Below are 24,473 nucleotides of genomic sequence, written 5' to 3' on the forward strand. Positions count from 1 at the left end.
TCTTTTTACCAAAATTTGTTGGAGGCTATAATGTCTAAAGAAAGAGAATTTATTAAATATTTTTTTCAATTCTCAATAGGTCAATGGATATCTGCATTGATTTCTTTCATCACTACCCCTATTACTACTTGGCTTATAATCCCAGAGGAGTTTGGTAAGGCATCGATGTTCACTTTAGCTTTCAATTTGCTTCTCAATGTGGCACTTCTTGGAGCGGATCAGAGCTTTGTTCGTATGTTTTATGAAAGACCTGAGGATAAGAGAAGAGATTTGCTATGGGATTCTTTGCTGCCAAGTTTGAGTATAGGCGTTGTGGTTTTTGTTGTAATTGGTATCTTTTGGGAAGAGCTGTCTTTCGTTCTTTTTGGGGATTATAATCATTTTCTTCCGATTTTTCTGTTGGGGGTTACTATACTAGTTGGTATTTTAGAAAGATTTTCCACTTTGGCTGTTCGGATGAAAAAAAGAGGTATCGCTTTTTCTACATTGAGGGTAATAAACGGAGTAACAAATGCTGTTTTTACGATTTTATACGCCATTTTTGTTTCAAGAAGCTTTTATGCTGTCATCGTTGGTTTGTTTTTTTCTCATATAGTTACAGCTTTACTAGCGATCTTTTTTGAAAGAGAATTGTGGTTTGGTAAGTTCAAGGTTGATTTTAAATCGATAAAAGCGGTTGTTAGATATGGGCTTCCTTTTGTTCCTACTTTTTTAATTACGTGGCTTTTTCAGTCGATAGATAGGTTGGCGTTAAGAAATTATTCTAATTTTACAGAGATTGGTTTGTATTCTGCCGCTTTCAAAGTGGTTGCGGTGATGAATTTAATTCAAGTGGGGTTTACTACGTTTTGGGTACCTGTTTCTTATGAAAGTTATGAAAAAGAGCCTGAGAGTACAGGGGTTTTTGAGAAGACTTCTGTGTTCACTGCCACAGCGATGTTTATATTTGGATTGCTGATAGTTGTGTTCAAAGATGTGATATTTTTACTTTTAGAAAGTTCTTATAGGCAGGCTGCTGGGATTAGCTCTTTTTTGATTTTGATGCCTATTATGGGAACTGTTGACTATATTACTGGTCAAGGAATAAGTTTTAAAAAGAAAACCTATTGGTATACAGTAAGGGCAATTATATCTGCTGGTGTTAATATATTTGGAAATTTGATGCTTGTTCCTATATATGGCGCTAAAGGAGCAGCCCTTTCCACAGGATTTTCTTACATTGTTTTCTTTTCAATAAGTACATATATTTCCCAGAAACTGTATCCCGTGAATTACCATTTGGGTAAATTTTATATCAGTACGTTTGTTTTTGTGATCGTTGCTTTTGTGAACACTTTTGTCCCTAATATAGTTTTTCAGGTTGTGTCTGCTATTTTGGGTTTGATCGTTGTAATGTTTGTGTATAGAGACCAGGTGAAATATGTGTTTGATTTGGGGATTGATTTGATGAGGGAAGTGAAGGAGAGGGTTGTTAGTAAGTGAGGGTGGTATTGGTAGGGCTTCGCCCTAAGACCGCTCCCCACCCCTGTTGTTATTTTAATTTTTTTCTCATCTCGATAGCTACTATTCTATATCCTGCTTTTAAAAAGAGAGTTTCTAAAAACTTCAAAAATTTTGGTAAAGTAACAACTCTCTGTTTTTGAAAACCCCTCATGAGATTAATGTATGTCTCGTCGAATCCAAGATTCTTATACAAATTATACGCAACTTTGTTGTTCCCAAAAACATTCAGTTCAAGAGATTTTACGTTTTCCTTTTTTAACGTTTCTTCTAATTCTTTTATAGCACTCTTTGCAAATCCCCTTTTTTGATACTTAGGAAAAATCCTAATATCGTATATAAACGCTTTTTTAGAACTGTAATTAACAAAAACCCATATTCTTCCAACGTGTTCGTTATTACCGTTTATAACATTATATCCATAGTTTTTTCCTTTTTTCATATCTTCGTTCCAGATGGTATCAATTTGATCCTCAGCTCTTGCCAAGGCTTCTTCGTAAGGAATCAACAAATTCTCAGCTAAAACTTTTGCATATTCTTCGTACATTTTCTTTTTGTATATTTCAAACTCTTCTTTGCTCATTAATTCGAGCTTCGTTACCGACACCTCCAAAAGATGTTATCTTTTCCCGCCCACCGCCCCATAAGGAATTACTTAAAATTAGTTGCTTAAGGAATCGTTTTAATAAGTAACTTAAGGAACTATTCCTAAAATGTCGAAGGCGTTTTTAGTTATTTCAGAATATTTCTTGAAAAGACTTAAATCCACTTCTTCTCTATTCGAACTTCCATGATTATCAGTCGCTAAGAAATCCACCAAGTAATTATCAAAATAATACTTACCTTCTTGAGTTTTTAACCCTTCAAAATTGACCTGGAAGAGTACACCCATTTCTCTCATTCTTTGAATGATGTCTTTGTGTTCATATAACCATTTGTATCGTTCCACATGTACAAGAATAACTTCATAACCATCCAATTGTAAATTAAATATCGAATCAAGGGCATAAATAGGCATAGGTTGTATTGGGAATTCTATCAAAACGAAGGAATTAAACGGAATAAAATCTTTGTAATCTGGGGTTAGATATAATTCAGAGGCAAGATAGGTCTTTAAACCAATTTCATTCTCTATTTTTTCTTTCACCTTTTGATAAACTTCTTTGATGTTAGTTATATCTGTTTTAACAGAAGGATGGTTGACATGAGGTGTAAAAATAACATGGGTAATGTCGTTTTCTTTATACCTTCTCAGTTCATTTAATGTTTCTTCAATAGTTTTTACGCCATCATCAACTCCAGGTAATAAATGGCAATGAATGTCGATATACATTTTATTTTACCCCCTTTATGGGCCCCTTATGTTCTAGTTTTTCTTCTTCTCTTCTTTGTCTTGCTTTTATCCCCATCATCCGAGTAATAATAGTAGTAATAGTAATAATTAGAGGATTTTTCGTTTACATCATTTATAACCGTTCCAATGAGTTTTACCCCTGATGTTGTTATGTTTTCAATTGCGGCTTTTAAAGTTGGTTTCAAAGTTTGTCCATAACGAGTCACTAATACCAGTCCATCTGAATATCTTGATGCGATCATAGCATCGGGAGCAACCATTATTGGTGGAAGATCAATAATTATCTTATCGTAAAACTCTTTGAGTTTATCAAGTAGATCTTTAAATCCATTTGAAGTTAGTACAGTTGTGGGATTTGGAGGTAAAGTTCCAACAGGCAAAACATAAAAGTTATCTAGAGTCTCAAAAGGTTTCTTTACAGATTGTTCTATAGAAGCTCCTCTCAATAAATGATTTATTAACCCAACATTCTTACTTTTTAAATTCAAAATCTTTTCAACTCTTGGTCTTCTCATATCAGCGTCTATCAATAACGTTTTGTTACCGCTTTGGGCGTATGAAATAGCAACATTTGCTGCGGTTATTGTTTTACCCTCAGTGGGTCCACCACTGGAAAAGGTAATAACATTAGGTTCTTTGGCGTTAGAAAAGTTAATATTGGTAGCCAACATCTTGTAAGCTTCAGAAATTGGGGAGACTGGATCCCTTAAAACTATTAATTCATCATTTGTTTCTTTGTCTACATGTAAATGCGGTATTCTACCAAGAACAGGGTAACCCTTAACGATCATCTTCAGTTCGTTTTCATCTTTAACCTTTTTATCCAGATATTCGATGAGAAAAACTACAAGTATACCTAAAAAGATTCCTAAAACTCCTCCTATTAAGGCAGTCAGAGTCTTATTTGGTTTAACAGGATTTGGAGAAACAAAAGCAGGGTCTATTATATTTGCTGTACCAATTACACCAGCTTCAGCAATCTTAGCCTCTTCCAATTTTTCTAAAAGAAGAACATACAGATTTTCTTTTACTCTTACCTCTCTTTCGTAATTCATAAGTCTTTGCTCCAATGCAGGTAATTGGTTCAATTGGGATTGATAGGTGTTTCTTAACGTTGTTAAAGATTGTATTGTGCCTTGAAGAACTTGTTGTCTGGCTTGTTCTTCAATCAATTGTGAATACAAGCTATTATACTGCGGATTGGTAGTTCTCACTTGGGAAGTTACAATAGTACTTATCTCACTTTTTAGCATCTCTTGGGCTTGGTTCAGTTCCTCCCTTAGTCTCAAAACTTCGGGATCGCTGGGAGATTTAGTACCTTCCAAGCCTGCGAGCTGAACCTGGATATTAACTATCTGATTTCTTAAATTACTTACGACTGGGTTTATTGATATTGTCTCAGATGAAATGATTTCTTGATCCATACTTTTTAAGGTATCATTCAACGTTTGCAGCCTTATCTTAGTTTCTTCCATTTGCATCTGATAAGTATTTATCTGTTGATCGTAGGAAACCAGAAATTGTAATATTGATTTTGCCTCTTCATCTAACAAAAAAATATTATTTTCCTCTTTAAAATTTCTAAGATCGTCTTGAGCAGCGTTCAAATCACTTTCAGCTAATGGAATTTGCTCTTCTATAAACTTTCTTCTTGCGGTGTACTCGTTTTGAGACAAACTTTTTAACAAATCGTTGTATACAATCGCTAAATTATCAGCGATGCTTCTTACCAGTTCCTTGTCTTCACTTTGAACCGATATCCTTACGACATTTGTATCGCTAACAGGTGAGACCGTGATCATTTGTTCGAGGGCACGAACAACGCCGTTTCTTGTGACCTCTTCTGGGTTTTCAGCTTTTGCTTGAAAATATTCCATTAAGTTTAAATTGTCGATTACTTTTTCTAGATTTCTTCTGCTTTTTATCAATTCAATTTCTGTCGATATCTTAGATGAGGTTGACCCCATCTGTGTACCGAAAATATCTGCAACGGAACTTTGTTGAGATGGGTCAATTTTCAAGGTTGTATTTGCTTCATAAATTGGAGTAGTGTTGAAAAGGTAGATTAGGGTAATTACTGCCGTTACAACTACGGTTAAAAAAAACCACCAGAATCTTTTTTTAAATATCTTTAAAATGTCCTCGAATGTCAACTCATTTTCCATCTTTAAACCTCCCAGGGGTCTTTAACTTACTTCATGTCTGAATAATAAATTCTTCTATAAAATCATTATACCAAATATAATGAATTTTATTTAATCTCTTAATATTTTTTCACATAAACAACGGTGGGATCCTTTTCTTTTTCTAAAACCTCCATTATATCTTCCAAGTTTGTTCTTTTTTCTTCTATAAATATAATAATTTTTTCTAAATCATCTCTGTATAGTATATAATCACTGTTGTTAAAATTGTCAAACACGATAAAAGCCTCGTTCGTATTTTTAAACTTTTCAAATTTTTCAAACTTTTCTTTGTAATCTTCGTTTTCTTGTGAGATATAATACTCTATTTTGTAAGATTTTATTGTATTTAAGATGTTGTAAATTCTTTGGGCAAGATTTTGGGCAACTGAGAAATTTCCCAAAAACAACAATCCAAACTTTTTAAAATCTTTTTTGTAAATATAATTAACTATCTTCTCAGCATCGTTTGAATCATTTAAAATAATGTCAGGAATCCCAAATAAACTTTCAAATTCGTATAGATCTTTCACTGTTTTGTCGTTTACTTCTCTTACGAAAACCCCCAAAATTCCCAAGGATATTGCCAATACCACTCCAATAGCTAAAGAGAGGGTGGTATTTGGTGATACAGGATTCTCTGGTACGTAAGCGGAGGTTATTACTGTGAATTTGTTATCGTACAGTGATGCCTTCATTCTTTCTTGCTCTAATACAGTTAGTAAAGTGTTGTATCTTGTTTGAAGTATAGCTTGATCTTTTCTCAAAAGGAAATATTCGTACATAATAGGGGATCTTTTCGCAATTTCATCATCTATAAGTTGGAGCATATTTTCGTACACTTGTCTTGTTACATCGAAAAGTTGGAGTTGTGTAATTATCCCTGTGTATTCATTAAAAGTTCCCATATCAATCGATGCAAGAAAGTTTAAATCGTTGGAAAAAATTGCTTCAAGGTTATTTTCCAATTCATTTTCTAAAACGGTTATTTCAGCTTCCAAAGCACCAATTCTCGGAGAACTAGGGGAATTTAACTTTAAAGTTTCTAATTCTATTCTATCACTTACTAATTTGGATTTTATATCCTTAACAGGTGTATCTTTTTCTGTATTTGTTAATATAAACTCTTTAGTTTCTGGGCTCATTTTGAAAATATTATCTTCAATAGCTTGCTTTCTGATTTCTAATTGGTTTTTATCAGCTTCTAATTTGAGTATATTCATATAGGTTTCTGAGTAGTAATTAATTAAGGGATCCACACCTTGAGTGCTTTCTGATGAAGGATCTAAAGTAGTTCCCTGTAGTTTATTTTTAGTTTGAAAATCCAAAACCTCTTTATTTATCTGATCATATTGCTGAGAAACATCTTCAAATAGAGTTTCGACTTGATTCAAATAAGATTGCGAATCCTCAAAATAAAGTTTTTTTGCATATTCGGTGTAGTAAGAATACACTAGTGACACAACCGAAGCAGCAATAGTTGGATCAGAACTTTGATAGCTTATTTCTATCATATTAGTTTCTTCCACATTCTGTATATTTATATTTTCTTTTAGTGAATCGATAAGATCTCTTTCTGTTACTTCTGTGCCTCTTAATCTGGCAATTAACCCTTTGTTTTCATTCGCTTTTTCTACAAGATTGAGCTCTTTTACAACGTTTGCCAACACCCAATCGGCTTTCATCCTTTCAATTTCGGTGGTTAAACCCGAGTCAGCCGGTTGGCTAATTCCTAACAAGTTTGCGGCAGAAGACATGGACCCTAAAGAGACACTTGGTTGGGAAGAACTTGATTTGTACTCTATAACCTGCTTTGCTTCATACGTGGGGGTTGCAATGAAAAACAGATAAACCACTGTTAAAAAGATAGTTAAAAAGAAAATAATTAGAAAAGTCCACTTTCTTCTTTTAAAAATTCTGAGTATGTCTGAAAAGGTTAGTTCTTTTTCTTCTTCCATTTCCATCCTCCAATTTTTAGTTATTTTTTACTGTGTTTAGGCTCTTTTAGCGCCCCTTCGCCCCGCTCCCCACCCTTTATTTTATTCTATGCAAAATATTCTACCATATGGTAGACTTATTTCAAAAGTATTTTTTTATGTTCATATTAAAATCTCTTTTGTACTGCATCAGCTCGCATAAACTTCTGAATTGGCAAGAAGAGCAATCATAATATTTTTCTCCTGTTTTTGCGTTGTTGTATTTATCATGCATTTCCTCTAAGAACCTTCTTATTTGTCTTTCTTTTACTGCTATAGGGGTGAAATCAGATTTATTGATGTTTTGAAAAACTTTCTCTAACCACGTGTAGAATTCTTTAATATCGAAAGATACGAACTTAACACCCCGCCCGTGTTGTTTATATATAATAATATTTTTTTGTATTTTTATAAAATTACTATTTTTATGTTCTTTTTTCTTTGATACTACTTGAAACTTTAGATACACGTCAGAATTTGCTAATTTGTTTTTCCATTCTTCGTTGTTTAATAAGGTTAGGTAATAAATTAGCAATTGTTCACTTTGGAAATTTTTTGATCTTTTGTAATCCATAATTGAGTAAGCTTCTGGTAAAAGTTGGTCGCCAAATTCATCAAGAAGGTACACATAGTTTCCGTTCAAAAGATCTACCCTGTCTATTCTGGAGGTTAGGTCTACATCGTGAAAATTCCCGATATTTATCTTTGAATTTACCTCTAACTCTGTAGCTATAACTTGAGAATAAGTGAGATCTATACCTTTTTTGAAATGGATATACTTTCGATGTATGTCTTCTATGCTTTCTAAAATATCTTCTGTTATTATTTCACTTTCCACGTCTTTTATAGCTTCATAAGTGTGTAAAAAATCGTCTGTATACTCCTCCCAAATATCTTCAATGATATCTTTTATTTCTTCTTTCAATTCTTCTTTGTTGAGAATTTTTTGGGACATAACTTCATAATTTTTGTATTTGGAAAATATCTCTTTCATTACCCTGTGCTTTATAAGCCCATCAAAAAACTTCTCAAAATCTTTATCTCCGTTTAACCGACCTTCAATTCCAAGATAATACTTAAAAGGGCAATCCACATAAGTAGTTATTTTTGTATGACTTAACCGTCCAAGGTCGGTATTTTTATATAATTGCCAGCCTGGATTAGTTATCTCTTTTTTTAATCTTTCAATATCAGTAAAGTGTTTACTTTGTAAATATTCTTTCTTCCCGTTCAATATGTAATAAATAGAAGCTTCTGATTCAGAGAATATATTCTCGGGATCTTTTGGTAGGATTTCTTTTTTAGAGAGGAACTTATTCGAATATTTGACGTTTTTAAAGTTGTTCCTAAACTCTTTTTCGTATGGAGAGGGTAGTATTGGTTCACCACTTAGTTTAGCGTTTGGATATGTAAATACTATATTATCAGCGAAGATCATCGAGATAAACAAGTTTCTTCTACTGATCTTTTCTGAATGTTTGGCGATTGAGGTCCCTTCGTTACTCATAGATGTGATGAAAGGATTGATCTTTATTGAAGGGTAGTTTTCTTCGGTGAAACCGACAATATATTTGTATTTTTTCTTTACAAATCTTGAGTCTTCAAGGCTCATTATTTCTACTGTATTATCGTACCTTTCGGATTCTCTATACGTTTCAATCTGAATAAGAGAAGAAAGTATTTTGTAGAACTTTTCAATTCCTAAATTTTTATTTGACTTTAGAATTTTCTCCAAATTTTCTTCGACGTTAAATACTAGTGCTTCAAAAGCTTTTAATGCATTTAATTGACTCTCAATAGAGAGTACATCCTCGTATGTTTTCAGTATGTTGAAATGAGATAGGTAAGTATCTATCCATTCTTTCACTAACTCCCTGTAATCAGAAACACTGAAGTACTTTTTTCGATCTTTGCTTTTCTGGATATTTTCTAAAAGAGAAAATATGTTGCCAAGACATTTTTTTAATTCATTTAAGTCTTTGAGTTCTTCGCTTATTCTTTCTATTTCTTCTGTACCTTTAAGTTGAGAATTTCTTTTATCTATTTCTTTCTCAACGGTATTCATCCACTTTTCTTTTCGGTTCTTGAGAGAGGATTTTTGTATGTCATAGAATAAGTTCAGTCGCTTTAGATACTTTTCTATCTGCTCCATTGTCAGTTCAGTTACTCCCCCGTAACCACTTTCAATCATCGCCAAGATATCTTCAACTTCACAACCCCTCACCAACGTTTTAATTGGTTGAAGAAGTATTAAAACTATTTGGCTTTCGTTTAGAGGAACATCATTTTTAAACCGGTAAGGTACCTTGGCATCTTCCAAATAATCCGCCAATAATTTTGCAGTTGAACTATTGGGAACAACGATCCCCAATTCATCAGGTGAAAGATTTTCACTTATCAATTTTCTTTTTATTTCTTTTGTAAGGGTTTCTATTTCAGAAACATCGTTGTTCATTGGAAAGATCTCAATATTGGTATTTTCAAAAATCCGTTTTAACCCTTTATTTTTCGATTGGAACTCAAACCCTTCATTTTTTAAAAAGTTGTGTATGTTAGTTATAGAATCAAAACTTCTGTCTTCTATATTGACCCAAGTAATAAAATGAACCTCTTCAAAGAGATTAAAGAAAGCTTTAAGAGTTTTGTTAACGGCTGGAGAAATATCAAAAAAACCCGAAATAACGACCCTTTTTCCTATATATTTTTTCCCTTCTTCTTTCAATCTAGTAGGTAAAATCTCATAAAACCATTTATACACACTAACGGGATCGTAATTTCTTTGATATTTAATAGACATATCGAACTTCGTTTCTAAAATATCTTCGAGTTTTTTTTCTAATTTAGTGTAAAGTATGTACAAATTAGAATTGTTATCTATAGAATCATCGAGCAACTTGTATTCTTCAGAGGATTCAACGATTTCTTCATCTTCAACCCTTGAAATTTCCCATTTTTTCTCGAAAATATCTAATATGTACTCCACTGATTTTTGAGATTTGGATATAACGTTTAGATATTCAGAAAATTCTTCGTCTTTCTTCTCTTCTTCTATTAAGTCCATTATCTCGTTTTCGATGTATACCTTCAAAAAATCTCTATCCAGTATTACAGATTGTGGCTGGTATGTTTTTAGCGTCTCAGTTACATATTGGTTTATAACCCTGAAGGCATCACGATTGATAGTTTTTTTTGTTTGTGAGGCAACGTATTCTGCCACTTGCTTCACATAAAAACCAGAAGGTCCTAGAAACAAAAAGTTCAGAGGGTCTTCGTTGTAAAAAGGAAGTACAAGATCTCCAACGTTTTTAAAATGTTCTGGATTTAAGTCAAATAAATAGACCTTTCTCATTTTTCTACCAGCTTTCTATTTCGTTTCTCACTTCATCGAAGTTATATTCAAATTTGTAAGTTCTATTTTCTCTTTCGTTCCCAAAGAAATCCTTCTCTATATAATCATAGTTACCAAGGTTATATTTGTACTCTATTTCAGTATTTGGAGGCATTCTAAGAGACAATTGGTACGTCCCATCCTCCATTTTTTCAAACCTATAATTTTCATCTCCCACCAACCAATTGTTGAAGTTTCCCATCATATAAATTGAAGCATCTTCCGGTGTATCTTCTGGAACGGAAGTGATTATAAAAGTGACTTCGAATAAGTTTTCATCTTCTTCTGAAAACGAAGGTATTTCTGGGGCTGTTGTAGGAGATGGCTGAGCTGTTGTTGAAGCTTTTTGTGAAGAAAAACCAAAAAGCAAAAGAATTATTGCAAAAGGAAGTAAGATTTCTAAAAATCCTTCTTTCAATTGTCTTTCACCTCTTTAATGGTGTAACTCTCTTTCAGTTAATTATATCATATTTATTATCTCGATACACAAAAGATTTTTAAGGTAATTGTTATTTAAATTCTTAAACAAATACCATTTGTTTACGAAACTTATGGTATAATGTAAAAGGTTATTTTGGCCCAAAAATTAGAAAAAGGAGTAAAAACATGACAAAATTTCAACACATGGGCCTTTCTGATAGCATACTCAACGCGATTGATAGAAAAGGGTACGAAGAACCAACTCCTATCCAAGAAAAGGTTATCCCCTTTCTTTTATCAGGCAAGAATAATGTAATCGGTCAGGCTCAAACTGGTACAGGAAAAACTGCAGCATTTGGTATACCTCTAATTGAAAGATTAGAAGAGAAAGCAAACGACGTTCAAGCTTTAGTATTAACCCCTACGAGAGAATTAGCTTTGCAAGTTTGTAACGAAATTGACTCACTGAAGGGAAACAAAAGATTGAATCTTCTTCCCGTGTATGGAGGGGTCTCAATTGGAAATCAAATCAGAGCCCTTAAGAGAAACGTAGATTTAGTAGTAGGTACCCCAGGAAGAATAATAGACCATTTGAACAGAGGTACTTTAGATATTAGCAAAATTAAGTATTTGGTCATTGATGAAGCCGATGAAATGCTAGATATGGGTTTTATAGAAGATGTGGAGACGATACTTTCAAAAACTAATAAAGAAAAGCAAATTTTGATGTTTTCAGCTACGATACCTCAAAGGATTATTACCCTTGCTAGAAAGTATATGGGGAATTTTGAAACGGTAACAACAGTTCAAGGAAACAAAGAGGATATAACCGTAAAAAAGGCAAAACAAATTTATTACATGATTTCTGAATCTGATAAAATAGAACTTTTGAGTAGGCTCATAGATATAGATAGTGATTTTTACGGTCTTGTATTTACTAAAACAAAAGTCCAATCAGAAGAAATCGCAAACAAATTAATCAAAAAAGGTTACGAAGCAGAAGCACTAAATGGTGATGTCTCTCAAAATCAAAGAGAAAGAATAATGGATAGATTTAAGAGCAAACGTATAAAAATTTTAATAGCCACAGATGTTGCAGCCAGAGGTATAGACATAGACAATCTTAAATACGTTATCAATTATTCTCTTCCACAAAATCCAGAAAATTATATACATCGTATAGGAAGAACTGCGAGGGCTGGAAATGAGGGTATAGCTATTACTTTTGTCACACCGAGCGAGTATAGAAAATTTATGTTCATCAAGCATTCCTCAAAAGCCTTAATAGAAGAAGCTAAAATACCACAAGCCAAAGATATTGTTAACGCAAAAGTTGAAAAAATAAAAGATGAGATCAAATCTAATCTTTCCAAAGATATAGATCCCATTTATGAAATCTTGGCGGAAACAATCTTAGAGGAGACCGACCAAGAGCCGAGCCAAATAATTGCTTCTATTTTAAAGTATTTTTATGGTGGAATCTTGAAAGAAGAAAATTATAGCAAAATAAAAGAAGTTAAAAACTCTTCAAAAAGAAAAGACCAAAGGTTATTTGTTGCATTAGGTAGTTTAAGTAAAATGACACCAAGAAAACTTGCTGAATTCATAGAAAAGGAAACTGGTGTAAATAGAAAAAAAATAAAAGATATACAAATAATGGATAAATTTTCTTTTGTGACGGTTCCTTCCGAACAAGCTGAAGCAATAATAGAGATCTTTAAGCAAAAATCAAAGAGAAAAAGACCACTAGTAGTACAAGCTAAGTCCAAAAGAAATTAGAAAGTGAAATCAAAAATGGATTATAGGAAGAATTAGTTCGAACTAGAAGCATTTTTAACCGCTTCGTATACGTTCAAATGTAATCTTTTATCATAAGCTTCGGGTAAAATCCTATTAGGTGTAGGAATACATGAATTTGAAATTGCAAGTATTGCAGAATGGAGCATTTTTTTAGTTATCTTTGATTTTTTCTCTATCGCTCCTTTCATTATTCCAGGAAAGGCTATGAGATTGTTGATTTGGTTAGGATAATCTGATCTGCCAGTCGCCACTATACTTGCCCCGAAGCTTTTTGCTAATATTGGATCTATTTCCGGTAAAGGGTTGGCAAGTGCAAATATTATAGGATTTTTATTCATTTTTTTTACCATCTCTTCATTCAAAATATTACCTTTAGATACCCCTACAAACACATCCGCACCAAAAAGAGCATCTGAGAGATTCCCGGTTATATTTTCTGGATTCGTTATCTTTGCTAATTCTTGGTGATATTCATGCAAACAACTTTCTGGAACATTTTTATTCAACACCCCATTCTTGTCAACTAAAACAAGATTTATGACCCCAAAATCCATCAAAAACTTGGCTATATTGTATCCCGCTGCCCCTATACCGTTAATAACAACTTTAATATTTTTTGCTTCTTTGCCCATTAATTTCAATGCATTCAACAATCCTGCCGTGACTACTACAGCAGTTCCCTGCTGATCATCATGAAAAACCGGAATATTCATTGTTTTATTCAATTCTTCTAATATTCGAAAACATCTGGGAGCAGAGATGTCTTCTAAGTTTATACCTCCAAACGAAGGTTCTAAGTTCTTCACAATAGAAACAATTTCTTCTGGATCTTGTGTATTTAAGCAAATTGGGAAGGCATCAAGCTGGCCAAAAAGATTAAACAATAATGCTTTACCTTCCATAACGGGAAGAGCACCATATGGACCTATGTTACCGAGACCTAGTACAGCGCTTCCGTCTGAAACGATACCAACGGTGTTCCAACGTCTTGTGTATAAAAATGTGTTTTCTGGATCTTTTGAGCATCTTTCTGCAACATCTGCTACCCCAGGAGTGTATAGTAGGGATAACGATTCTTCGTTCAAATTGTCAACATTTGAAATTGTCCTGATTTTTCCCTTGAGTATTTTGTGTAATTCTTTTGCGTCCAAGATTAACTCTCCTTAAAAGTTAAAATATTTGATTGCCGTTTTTATCTATTGCCACCATTAAAGGAAAATCCTCCACGTTTATGTTGTAAATAGCTTCTGGCCCTAATTCTGGAAAAGCAAGAACCCTTATATCCTTCACACACTTAGAAAGGTACGCAGCTGCACCACTTGGAGTTATAAAATAAACTCTCTTGTATTTTATACATAACTTTACTGCCAAATCACTTCTTTTTCCCTTTCCAACAGTTCCTAGCACACCTAATTTAAAGATCATTTCAAGATATTTATCCATTCTTTCACTCGTTGTCGGACCTATAGCACCTATCTTAGAGTTCTTTGGAGGATTTGCAGGGCCTGCATAAAATACAATTTTTTCATTTAAATCTACAGGAAGCTGCGAATTTTTTGAAAGTAATTCTAAAAGTTTTTGGTGTGCAGCATCCCTCATAACTATCAATTCACCAGTGTATTGTAAGAGTTCTCCGATTCTTAATTTTTCAATTTCATCTATCTTCAAATTTTACCACACCTTTTCTACAAAGGTAACAATCTAAGGAAACCCCCACAGGAAGTGTTGCAATATGTGTGGGAGCATATTCTACATGTACAGAAAAAACCGAAACTCCTTCTTTTAGTCCTTGAAATCCTATTTTTAAAGTATTTAAATCTTTCAAAAGCGCTTCCTCAAAATCCGCATATACAGGGTTTTGATTTCTTTCTTTGAAACTTTTGGTCAATGCTAATTTGGATAAAACCATTGCTTTATCAGAAGTTCCACCTATTCCTATTCCAACATGTAAAGGCGGGCAACCTTTTACTCCGTTTTCTTTCACATGCCCAATTATTACATCTTTTAATTCTTGGACCCCGATCGATGGCTTTAACATGAACAAGGCTGAGAGATTTTCACTCCCCCCGCCTTTCACCAAAAATTTGATCTCTAAACTCTTCCCAGAGACTTGGAATATGTGTACCACAGGTGGAGTGTTATTTTTAGTGTTTTTTCTTTCAAAAAGGGGATCACTTACAACTGAAAATCGAAAGGGATTTTCCGTATATACCTTTTCAACCACCTCACTTAACGTGGAAAATATCGGGTCTTCAAGAATAACTTCGTTCCCTAGAAAAACAAAAAATTCAACAATGCCTGTATCTTGACAGAGAGGTAATTTTTCAGCTTCTGCAATCTTATAATTTTCTTTTAGCGCTTGAGAAAATGGACCTTTGTATTCGTCTATGTAAGTTTTTACTTCTGGATTTATCGTTTCATTGACCTGTACTATATGGTTTGTCAACTTTTCTAATATTTCACGCTTAGATATCATCTCAAAATTTCAAACTCCTTTTTTATAATTGATTACTCTCTTTAGCGATGCTAATTGTTTAATTTCTCAAGTTTCTATTTTATCGTCTATTTTTCCATCTTTTTGAAATTTTAACATAAAAATGAAAAATTAAGAATTTTTTAGTTTTTGAGTCCTAATCGCCTCTACTCGACTTTAACAACGCGGCATCTAACATTATCTAATGCGTTCAATTGACTTTTAAAAAAATAATTGTTATAATTAATTATGATTATTCACTTGGTGTATGAATGAAATGATTAGAGGTGATCTTCCCAATGCTAAATATTCAAAATTACACTTTTTTCAACCCCTCTCCAAACTTTCGAGAAATGATGATCTTAAAGTTAATTTCTCAAGAAAACGATATTTCTCAAGAAACGATGGCGAAAAAAGTAGGGGTTGTCCCATCGATGATAAACAAGTATTTAAAGGATTTTGAAGAGAATGGAAATATTATAAAAAGCGGTGAAAACAAACGTAATATGAGTTATGAACTTACAGAGGCGGGAAAAAAGAGGTTGCAATTTTTAACCCTGAGTTTCGTTGATGAGGTTTCTGAGCTGTACACAGAAACCAAAGACTCCTTCAAAAAAGTTTTTCAAACTCTTAAAAAAGATAATTTAAAGGATATTCTTTTATATGGTGCAGGGGTTGTTGGAGGGATTGTACTAAAGGTTTTGAAGGATGAAAATATTAATATAATTGGATTTTTGGATGATTCTCCTTCAAAGCAAGGAGATAAGCTCCAAGGAATAGATATTTACCCGCCGGAAAAAGCCAAAGAGTTAACCTATGATGCCCTCATAATAGCTTCGTTCAGGAAGTCAGAAAAAATATTGGAAAAGGCAACGGAAAGAAATTTGGAAAAATTGTACGTTTTTAAGATAGATGAGGAAGGCAATATTTCTTTGGAGGGGGATATGAAATGAAAGATAAGATGGAGGTTCCTCTTTTTGATTTAACAAGGCAATATGAAAAATTGAGAAAAGATGTTCTGAAGAAGTTGGATGCCGTTTTCACTTCTGGAAACGTGGTTATGGGAAGTAATGTAAAAGCCTTAGAAGAGGAAATTGCGAAGTATATAAATGTAAAGTATGCTATCGGTGTTGCTAATGGTTCTGATGCCCTAAGAATATCGGTTCAAGCTCTGGGTATAAAAGAAGGAGATTACGTTATCACCACACCATATACTTTTTTTGCAACCGCAAGTGCCATTGTCCTGAATGGTGCTACCCCTATATTCGTGGATGTAGAAGATAAATACTACAACCTTGATTTGGATAAAGTCGAAGATTTGCTTGAAAATCATCCGGAAAAAGAAAAAATTAAAGCAATTATTCCTGTACACCTTTTTGGAAAAACCGTTGATTTAGAGAGATTGGAAAAAATAAGAGAGAATTACAACGTAAAAATCATAGAAGATGCCGCTCAATCTATTGGGTCTGTATGGCAGTATAAGAATGGCGAAAGAAAATTTAGTGGTAGTATAGGAGATTTGGGTATTTTTTCTTTCTTCCCAACAAAAAATCTGGGTGGTTATGGTGATGGTGGAATGGTTGTTACAAACGATGCGGATTTGGCAGATAGGGTCAGAAAATTAAGAGTCCATGGTGCAGCAAAAAAATATTATCACGATGAAGTTGGTTACAATTCAAGGTTAGACGAAGTTCAAGCCTCAATATTGAGAATAAAACTAAACAATTTAGATGAATACATTGATAAAAGAATAAAAAAGGCAAAAAATTATGAAGAATTATTTGAATTACATAACCTCAACGAAGATTTAAGTTATCCTGCTTATTTTAATGATAGAACCCATGTCTATCACCAATACGTTGTCACTTTGAATAACCCCAAAGATAGGAATAAATTAAAAAAATTCTTAGAAAATAAAAGTGTTGGAACATCGATATACTATCCCCTGGGTTTGCACCTTCAAAAGTGTTTTGAGAACTTGGGTTATAAAGAAGGGGACTTCCCTGTAGCTGAAAAGGCATCTAAATCGACGATAGCTTTGCCAATGTTTCCAGAGCTCACCAAAAAAGAGCAGGAATACGTAGTTAAATGTATTAAAGAGTTTTTTTCAAAATAGTTTTAGAATTCATAAAAACAGTGTTATTTTAGAAAGGGGAGGACTGAAAAATGGCATTACTAGACAAAATAAAAGATAAAACGGCAAAGGTAGGGGTAATAGGTTTAGGTTATGTGGGTTTACCTCTTGCAGTAGAAAAGGCAAAGGCAGGGTACCATGTTTTAGGGTTCGATATTCAAAAAGAAAAGGTTGAAAAGGTCAACAAAGGAATAAATTATATTGGAGATATTGTAAATTCAGAGTTAGAAAAGCTAGTTGAAGATGGTTATCTAAGCGCCACAACTGATTATGATAGAATAAGGGAATGCGATTGTGTTATGATATGTGTTCCAACTCCTTTGAATAAATACAAACAACCTGATTTAAGTTTTGTTGTTGATTCAACAAAAGAGATTGCAAAAAGGCTTCACCCAGAAATATTGATTGTTTTAGAAAGCACTACATATCCAGGAACCACCGAAGAAGTAATTCTGCCATTATTACAAGAATATGGGTTTAAGGTTGGAAAAGATTTTTATTTAGCTTTTAGCCCAGAGAGGGTAGATCCAGGAAATTTGATTTACAAGACCAAAAATACACCAAAAGTAGTCGGTGGAGTTACCGAAAAATGTACTTTACATGCAAAAACACTGTATGAAAACGTATTAAACGCAGGAGTTTTCACCGTATCGTCCCCTAAGGAAGCAGAGATGTCAAAAATTTTGGAAAATACCTTTAGAATAGTGAATATTGGTCTCATCAATGAAATGGCTATTTTAGCAAAGAAAATGGGAATAAATATCTGGCAGGTCATAGATGCAGCTGCTACAAAGCCTTTTGGGTTCATGCCTTTTTATCCAGGACCAGGTGTGGGTGGTCACTGTATTCCAATAGATCCTTTTTATTTAACGTATAAAGCTAGAGAGTTTGACTATCACACAAGGATAATAGAATTGGCAGGGGAAATAAACGATTATATGCCCGAGTACGTAATCGAAAGACTAATGGACATTTTAAACGAAAATAAAAAGTGTTTGAATGGTTCCAAAATATTGATGTTAGGGGTGAGTTATAAAAACGATATAGACGATTTAAGAGAGTCTCCTGCATTGAAAATTTTGGAGCTTTTGAAAAAAAAGGGAGCAGAAGTAAAGATTCATGATCCCTATATAAAAAATTTTTCTCACAAAGGAATAGAGTATAAAACGGTAGATTTAACTAAAGAATTGTTAGAGGAATCAGATGCGGTCTTAATTACTACCGGACATAAAAAGGTGGATTACAATTTTGTTTTGGAAAATGCCGATATAGTTTTCGATACAAAAAATATCACAAAAGAACTTAGAGAGAAGTATCCAGAAAAAGTTTCTCTATTATAAAAAGTTTAAAAGTAGGTGATATTCCGTGCTTAAATTGGCTGTAATAGGTTGTGGAAGAATTGCTCAAAAAAAACACACAGAAGCGATCATAAAAAATTCTGATATTATTGAAAACGTGGCTGTTTGCGATTTAAAAGAAGAAAGAGCAAAACAATTTGCCAGTAAGGTAGAAAATTCTGGATTAAACAAACCAGAAATATACACGGATTACAGTAAATTGTTGAAAAGAACCGATATAGATGCCGTGGCAATAGCCACCGAAAGTGGAAATCACTATGAAATCACCATGCAAGCTCTGCAAAACAACAAACATGTGTTAGTGGAAAAACCAATGGCCCTATCAACAAAACATATGAACGAGATGATAGAGTTTGCAAAAAGGAAAAATTTAAAGTTAGGGGTTTGTTTTCAAAATCGGTTCAATCCACCTATACAAGAATTAAGAAAAAAAATTACAACAGATTCATTTGGAAGGATTCTCCATGGTCAAGCTTCCATTAGGTGGAATAGAAACGAAGAATATTATAAGCAGGCAAAATGGAGGGGCACTTGGGAATACGACGGGGGCACGTTGATGAACCAATGTACGCACAATATAGACTTGCTATTGTGGAATATGGGCTCTGAAATAGATGAAATATACGGTGTTATTAAGAACTTCACGCATCCTTATATAGAAGCCGAGGATTTTGGAGGGGCAATAGTAAAATTTAAAAACGGTTCTGTAGGAATTATAGAAGGATCAGCAAATATATATCCAAAAAACTTGGAAGAAACTCTATCGATATTTGGAGAAAAAGGCACAGTGGTTATCGGTGGCTTAGCGGTGAATAAGATAAAACATTGGAGATTTGAAGGAGAAGATGGACATCCATTTCAAAATCTCCCAGATCCTGATACGGTTTATGGGAGCGGGCACATTCCACTTTACAGAGATTTTTATCAATCGATAGAAGAAGATCGAGATCCCTTTATTAACGGTGAAGAAGGGAAAAAGGCTGTAGAAGCTGTTTTAGGAATTTACAAGTCTGCCCTTTTGGACAGACCTGTGAAATTTCCAATCGATTTTTCAACGATAGAAATCAAAAGGGGTCAACAATGACATCTTAAATTTCACGTATTTCGATTATTTCCAAAATAGTTTCAAAGTTATCTTTATCTATAGCTTTATCAAGATATTCTGCTTCACCAACTTGGTTATCGTAAGGATCCAACCTTAAGAAATGCTTGGGAGGATAGAAATTGTAGTGAAATTCTGAGTTAGAAACCATTCTAAAAGGATCAAGATTACCAAAATAAAAGTTCCATCTTTCTTCATTTCGTTTTCTTAATGAACTGCCACCAAAAGATAGATCAGCAAAACACCATCCAAACGGTTCGACATAAAATTGTGCCCAGTCATGAGGACTTATACTGTGGGGATCGACATATAGACCAGATTGCCATTTTGCGGGAATGCCGACTATTCTACACAACGTTATAAACAAAAGTGCTTGAACTCCACAGTCGCCTTTTAAATTATAGGCTGCATATTCTGGTATGTTTAGTATCGAAACATAAGGTCTGACATAAGAATATATAACGTTTTGGGTTATGTAATCATAGATCTTTCTAGCCTTTTTTAATTGATTCTTTTCGTCTTTTACAATCTCTCTTGCCAAATCTTTTAAAAAAGGAGTAAAAACAATCTGAGGTGGCCATTCAGATGTGTAGAAATTGGGTTGGCGGTCTAACACTTTGTTATAATCAAGATCTACATATTTAACATGGTTTTCGTAGGAGTATTCAACGGTGAAGCTCTCTTCTTCTTTTAGTTTTTCTTCGAAGTATATTGTTCTTTGAGGATAAGTTTCTGGAGATATAAATTTTGGTTTGTGTGAAGTATTTAGAATCTTGATATTTTTGATTTGCTGAGCCTTTTGTGGGATGGGCAGGTGAACTCTGACAGTCTCGTTTAATCGTCCTTTTCCCTTTTTAAACTTAATACCTGTTTTTAAATGTATGAAGTAACTTTTCTCACCCTTTTCAATAATTTCTTTTATAATACTTTCTTGTAATTTTTTTGCTTCTTCATTTTCTTGAGGCTTACTGATTAGACGCCCTTTCATCGATGAATAGGTTTTTTGGATGTTTTCAAAAAATCTTTTGTGAAACATTACTTTACCATTAATATTGATCCAATCAGCGTATCTTTCTTCTTTCAACCTTTCTAGTTCTTCTACTTCAAAGTCTTTTATTTGTTCTTGAAGCATTTTCAATGCATTTTCATAATCATAGATATACTCTTTTTTTAGAATTTCCATTCTGTATTTTTCAAAACTCAACCTTTCTTTTAAAGTACCTGAAATGTTTCTTTGTAAATAAATATCTATTAGTTTATTAGCCTTTTCAAATTCTCCAGAATCTACAAGTTTTTCGATATCTTCTGGTAAATTTGCGATTAAAAAACCTAAATCGTTATCGTTCAAAAGTCTCCCCTCCCCTTTCACATATTGATTTCTATTCCTAAACCAGGTTTGTCCAAAAGAATTATTGTATCTCCTTTTACTTCAAATCCTCCTTTTATTCCTTCGAATTCTTCATAATACATGAAAGAATCTAAATCAGCATCTGTTATATTTCTCTTAGCTGCGACTAAGCTTGCCCCCGCAGTAAGGGCCACCTTTGTTTCTACCATACATCCAACCATACAATTAATTCCAGCAGATTCTGCAATTGCGTTAATCTTTTCAGCTTCGTAAAGCCCTCCACTTTTCATCAGTTTTATGTTGATCATATCGGCACTATCTTTTTTCATTGCATGCATTGCATCATGAGCGTTATGAACTGATTCATCTAAAATTATCTTCATATCAGCCTTTTTTCGCAAAAGTGCAGACCCATCAAAATCCCAATCGGCTAACGGCTGCTCAACGGCTTCAACGTTGTAATTTTCTATCATTTTGATTGCGGTTAACGTATCGTGTATATTCCATCCTTGGTTGGCATCTATTTTCAATCTTACGTTATCTCCCACGCTATTTCTTATTAGCCTGATAGCTTCAATGTCGTTTTTAAGATCAACGCCAGTTTTGATTTTTAATATATTAAATCCTTTATCTACGCTCTCTTTGGCTTCGTTTGCCATTTCTTGTGGTGCACCAATCCCTATCGTGATATCTGTTTGTACTTTGTTTTCAAATCCACCAAGAAGCTTATAAAGAGGTTCTTGCATCACTTTCCCTTTTATATCGTAGAGAGCGATATCAACCGCTGCTTTTGCTGCTGTATTTCCTGCAATTGCTTTGTTCAATATATAATGTATTCTTTCTATTGCGAGTGGATCCTGCCCTATTAATATTTCTTTGAATGTTTTAAGAACAAATGTTACACTATCGATACTTTCCCCCGTTACCGAACGAGAAGGAGTAGCTTCTCCAAAACCGTAGTATCCTTCATCAGTAGTTATTTTTACAAGCACCGATTCACAATACTCCGTTGCTCCTCGCGAAATAACAAAAGGTTTTTTGAGTTTAATTTTGATTTTTTCAAATTTTAAATCTGTTATTCTCATTTCTCTACCTCCCATTGGATTTTTAAATAGTTCGACCCCTTGCCATAACCTTTTTTATTTCCAGATTACTTTTATCTAAGAACACTATATCGGCATCAAAGTTTTCTTTTATTTGGCCTTTGTTTTCTAATTTAAGAAAATTTGCAGGATTGATAGTGATAACCTTTAAAGCTTCTTCTAAAGGGATATCTTGTTGTAATACACAATCCTTAACCTCTTCAAAGAGTGTACCTACATCTGCTACTGTTAAACCTAAATAATTTCCTTTGTCATCGAACTGTGGTAAACTCCCCTGTCCATCGGATGAGAATGATATATTGTCAATACTTACCCCATCTTCCAACAAAAGTTTCAAAGCTTTAGATGGTTTTGATGGATCTTCTTTGTCTTTCTTTTTTGACGAACTAGTTGTGAAATCTATTCTTCCACCCATTTCTATAAAATTTTTACATGTTTTAAGAGCTTTTTCTCCCTTGTTCATGTGAGTTGGAAGGAACTGTGTAATAGGTAATTCTGAATTTTCAACAACATCTATCAATATTTGAATAAATTTTTCTCCTCTGCCAACGTGAATATTTACAATGCCTGCCTTTTTTGATAAAATTCCGCCCACTCGAGCTTCTGAAGTCAATCTTATCAGTTCTTCTAAGGTTGGTTGGGAACCTCTATGGTCTGAAATAGCGACTTCTCCAACACCTATTATTTCTTCAATGAAAACCAAATCGTCTATAATTCTGCCGGTAAAAGTTTTTATAGGAAAATGATAAGAACCCGTATACGTGTAGCAGCTTATTCCTTCTTGTTTTAATGCTTTTGCTTTTGCGATTAAGTTTTGCATACTTCGAGTTGCGTTGTCGGTTCCCAAAACACCTACTACGGTAGTAATTCCAGAATTTACTATCTTAGAAACAAATATCTCTGGGGTTCTTGTGCTGTATCCCCCTTCTCCACCTCCTCCTGTTATATGAACGTGAGAGTCTATAAAACCTGGAACTACTATATAATCCTCAGCATCGATAATTTCAACTTTAAGATTAGAATTTAATTCTATCGAATCGACTAGTTCTAAGATTTTTTCTCCACCAATTAATATATCTTTTTTCCCTAAAGCTTTCGGTGAGTAAACCGTTGCATTCTTTATGAGGGTAAGCAAAATTCTTCTTCTCCTTTTCTATGATTATAATTTTTATTTCAATCATGCCATAGAAATATTATAAAGTCAAGTTAACGCATTCTACCAATAATTTTTAAATAAAAAACAAAAAGCTCAAAAATCCGAAAAAAGATTTTTGAGCTTTCAAAGAAAGAAAAGTTTGGTAATGGTCGGGACGACTGGACTTGAACCAGCGACCTTTGGTTCCCGAAACCAACGCGCTACCAACTGCGCTACGCCCCGAATTCTTATTATTCCATAATTGATTTTATCATATTTTTGAATCGAAGTGAAGACTAATAAAAAAATTGAGAAATAATAAATTGTCTAAATAATATAAGTGAAGTTGCTACAAACCATATATCCGTATATAATTTAACTATTGCGTTATAATAATTCATTTTATTGTTAATTTTAGGCACAGCTAACTCTTTTAAAAAATGTTATAATTGATATGAAATAATTGAAAGAGGTGATTATAATTTGCTAATTCCTTTACACAACCTGTTTATTGGACAAAAGGGAAAGATAGTGAGTTTAAACATTGAAGAAGAAAGTACTAAAAATCGTCTTATCGCAATGGGAATTACTCCAGGTAAATTTATAGAATTAGCCCATGTTTCTCCTTTTGGGGATCCTTTAGTATTTAAAATTGGAGAAAAAAAAGTAGTTTTAAGAAGGAGCGAAGCTTCTAGGATCATTGTAGATGTTCCTTACAAAGTATTCAACCTTTTGGAAAGTGAAATTGGAAAATATGAAATTATCGATATTAAAGGCGGAAGGAATTTTGTAGAAGAAATGAGAAGTATGGGGTTGTATAAAGGAGTTAATATTAATTTAGTTAATAAGCTTGGGAATAGGATAATTATAGATGTTGATGGGAAAAAATACGAATTGGGCAGGGGAAGAGCTTCCAAGATATTTTGTAAAAAGGTGGAATAATTAATGAATATATCGCTTATAGAAGAATACGTAAGAAATAATAAAGAAGTAGATATTTTGGAATTAAAAGAGAAATTTCACTTAAATCAAAGTGAAACTAATATTTTGATTCCTTTTTTAAGAATAATGGATGTTGAAATTAAAAAAATAAATAAAATAGAACCTGTATGTAAAAGTTGTCCATTGTCAGATAAATGTGGAAAAGGCCTGTTAAATAACTGTTATTATACTAATAACTCTACAAAACAAATTTAATA

The 24,473-nt window shown here is 33.4% G+C and carries 20 protein-coding genes and 1 tRNA gene; 8 read left to right on the top strand and 13 right to left on the bottom strand.

Annotated features, from left to right (window positions below):
- Positions 1–30 precede the first annotated feature (30 nt).
- Entirely contained in the window at positions 31–1,482 is a 1,452-nt protein-coding gene (locus ACW9JY_RS02885) for an oligosaccharide flippase family protein (RefSeq protein WP_457283318.1), read from the top strand.
- 49 nt (positions 1,483–1,531) lie between these two features.
- Here the strand turns inward: ACW9JY_RS02885 and ACW9JY_RS02890 are convergent, their stop codons facing one another.
- The 6 genes from ACW9JY_RS02890 to ACW9JY_RS02915 form a co-directional block, all read right to left on the bottom strand.
- Positions 1,532–2,083, bottom strand: coding sequence for a GNAT family N-acetyltransferase (locus tag ACW9JY_RS02890; protein WP_457283319.1), 552 nt, complete (start codon positions 2,081–2,083; stop codon positions 1,532–1,534).
- A gap of 111 nt (positions 2,084–2,194) precedes the next feature.
- Entirely contained in the window at positions 2,195–2,833 is a 639-nt protein-coding gene (locus tag ACW9JY_RS02895) for a CpsB/CapC family capsule biosynthesis tyrosine phosphatase (protein ID WP_457283320.1), read from the bottom strand.
- A gap of 26 nt (positions 2,834–2,859) precedes the next feature.
- Positions 2,860–5,019: a GumC family protein gene (locus tag ACW9JY_RS02900; RefSeq protein WP_457283321.1), complete on the bottom strand. Its 2,160-nt coding sequence runs from the start codon at positions 5,017–5,019 to the stop codon at positions 2,860–2,862.
- Between the two features lie 98 nt (positions 5,020–5,117).
- Complete coding sequence (locus tag ACW9JY_RS02905) at positions 5,118–6,995, bottom strand: GumC family protein (RefSeq protein WP_457283322.1); 1,878 nt, start codon at positions 6,993–6,995, stop codon at positions 5,118–5,120.
- Between the two features lie 121 nt (positions 6,996–7,116).
- Positions 7,117–10,362: a PD-(D/E)XK nuclease family protein gene (locus tag ACW9JY_RS02910; protein WP_457283323.1), complete on the bottom strand. Its 3,246-nt coding sequence runs from the start codon at positions 10,360–10,362 to the stop codon at positions 7,117–7,119.
- 4 nt (positions 10,363–10,366) lie between these two features.
- On the bottom strand, positions 10,367–10,819 hold the full coding sequence (locus ACW9JY_RS02915; protein WP_103077380.1) for a hypothetical protein: 453 nt from the start codon (positions 10,817–10,819) through the stop codon (positions 10,367–10,369).
- Positions 10,820–11,007: 188 nt separating this feature from the next.
- On the opposite strand from ACW9JY_RS02915, the gene ACW9JY_RS02920 reads away from it, so the two are divergent.
- A complete protein-coding gene (locus ACW9JY_RS02920) occupies positions 11,008–12,600 on the top strand; it encodes a DEAD/DEAH box helicase (RefSeq protein WP_457283324.1) in 1,593 nt (530 codons plus the stop codon).
- A gap of 32 nt (positions 12,601–12,632) precedes the next feature.
- On the opposite strand, the gene ACW9JY_RS02925 is transcribed toward ACW9JY_RS02920, so the two are convergent.
- From ACW9JY_RS02925 to ACW9JY_RS02935, 3 genes are read right to left on the bottom strand one after another with little or no spacing between them, the layout of a single operon-like run.
- Complete coding sequence (locus ACW9JY_RS02925; protein WP_457283325.1) at positions 12,633–13,772, bottom strand: NAD(P)-dependent malic enzyme; 1,140 nt, start codon at positions 13,770–13,772, stop codon at positions 12,633–12,635.
- A 19-nt stretch (positions 13,773–13,791) separates the two neighbouring features.
- A complete protein-coding gene (locus ACW9JY_RS02930; protein WP_457283326.1) occupies positions 13,792–14,289 on the bottom strand; it encodes a FumA C-terminus/TtdB family hydratase beta subunit in 498 nt (165 codons plus the stop codon).
- Positions 14,276–15,097, bottom strand: a complete 822-nt coding sequence (locus ACW9JY_RS02935) for a fumarate hydratase (RefSeq protein ID WP_457283327.1) — start codon at positions 15,095–15,097, stop codon at positions 14,276–14,278. Before ACW9JY_RS02935 ends, ACW9JY_RS02930 begins: the two co-directional genes overlap by 14 nt.
- A 296-nt stretch (positions 15,098–15,393) precedes the next feature.
- Between ACW9JY_RS02935 and ACW9JY_RS02940 the strand changes: the two genes are divergently transcribed.
- The 4 genes from ACW9JY_RS02940 to ACW9JY_RS02955 are packed head-to-tail and all read left to right on the top strand — an operon-like array spanning position 15,394 to position 19,670.
- Positions 15,394–16,047 (top strand): winged helix-turn-helix transcriptional regulator, encoded by a 654-nt coding sequence (locus ACW9JY_RS02940; RefSeq protein WP_103077391.1) that lies wholly within the window; start codon positions 15,394–15,396, stop codon positions 16,045–16,047.
- Positions 16,044–17,210 carry a DegT/DnrJ/EryC1/StrS family aminotransferase gene (locus ACW9JY_RS02945; protein ID WP_457283328.1) on the top strand — a complete coding sequence of 389 codons (1,167 nt, stop codon included), beginning with the start codon at positions 16,044–16,046 and terminating at the stop codon, positions 17,208–17,210. The genes ACW9JY_RS02940 and ACW9JY_RS02945 overlap by 4 nt, the downstream gene beginning before the upstream one ends.
- A gap of 50 nt (positions 17,211–17,260) precedes the next feature.
- Positions 17,261–18,568: a nucleotide sugar dehydrogenase gene (locus ACW9JY_RS02950; RefSeq protein ID WP_457283329.1), complete on the top strand. Its 1,308-nt coding sequence runs from the start codon at positions 17,261–17,263 to the stop codon at positions 18,566–18,568.
- Between the two features lie 25 nt (positions 18,569–18,593).
- The gene (locus ACW9JY_RS02955; protein WP_457283330.1) at positions 18,594–19,670 is read left to right on the top strand and encodes a Gfo/Idh/MocA family protein; all 1,077 of its coding nucleotides are present in this window, start codon (positions 18,594–18,596) and stop codon (positions 19,668–19,670) included.
- A 4-nt stretch (positions 19,671–19,674) separates the two neighbouring features.
- On the opposite strand, the gene ACW9JY_RS02960 is transcribed toward ACW9JY_RS02955, so the two are convergent.
- The 4 genes from ACW9JY_RS02960 to ACW9JY_RS02975 all read right to left on the bottom strand — a co-directional run bounded on the left by ACW9JY_RS02960 (position 19,675) and on the right by ACW9JY_RS02975 (position 23,517).
- Positions 19,675–21,036: a transglutaminase-like domain-containing protein gene (locus tag ACW9JY_RS02960; protein ID WP_457283331.1), complete on the bottom strand. Its 1,362-nt coding sequence runs from the start codon at positions 21,034–21,036 to the stop codon at positions 19,675–19,677.
- Positions 21,037–21,053: 17 nt separating this feature from the next.
- Positions 21,054–22,121 carry a mandelate racemase/muconate lactonizing enzyme family protein gene (locus ACW9JY_RS02965; protein ID WP_103077395.1) on the bottom strand — a complete coding sequence of 356 codons (1,068 nt, stop codon included), beginning with the start codon at positions 22,119–22,121 and terminating at the stop codon, positions 21,054–21,056.
- 22 nt (positions 22,122–22,143) lie between these two features.
- Positions 22,144–23,274 carry a beta-aspartyl-peptidase gene (gene iadA, locus ACW9JY_RS02970; RefSeq protein WP_103077396.1) on the bottom strand — a complete coding sequence of 377 codons (1,131 nt, stop codon included), beginning with the start codon at positions 23,272–23,274 and terminating at the stop codon, positions 22,144–22,146.
- A 167-nt stretch (positions 23,275–23,441) separates the two neighbouring features.
- Positions 23,442–23,517: transfer RNA gene (locus ACW9JY_RS02975), tRNA-Pro, on the bottom strand.
- A gap of 240 nt (positions 23,518–23,757) precedes the next feature.
- Here ACW9JY_RS02975 and ACW9JY_RS02980 point away from each other — a divergent pair.
- Positions 23,758–24,216, top strand: a complete 459-nt coding sequence (locus ACW9JY_RS02980; protein WP_457283332.1) for a FeoA family protein — start codon at positions 23,758–23,760, stop codon at positions 24,214–24,216.
- A gap of 3 nt (positions 24,217–24,219) precedes the next feature.
- Entirely contained in the window at positions 24,220–24,471 is a 252-nt protein-coding gene (locus tag ACW9JY_RS02985; protein ID WP_103077398.1) for a hypothetical protein, read from the top strand.
- The last annotated feature ends 2 nt before the right edge of the window (positions 24,472–24,473 follow it).

It is taken from the genome of Petrotoga sp. DB-2, from assembly GCF_054051725.1.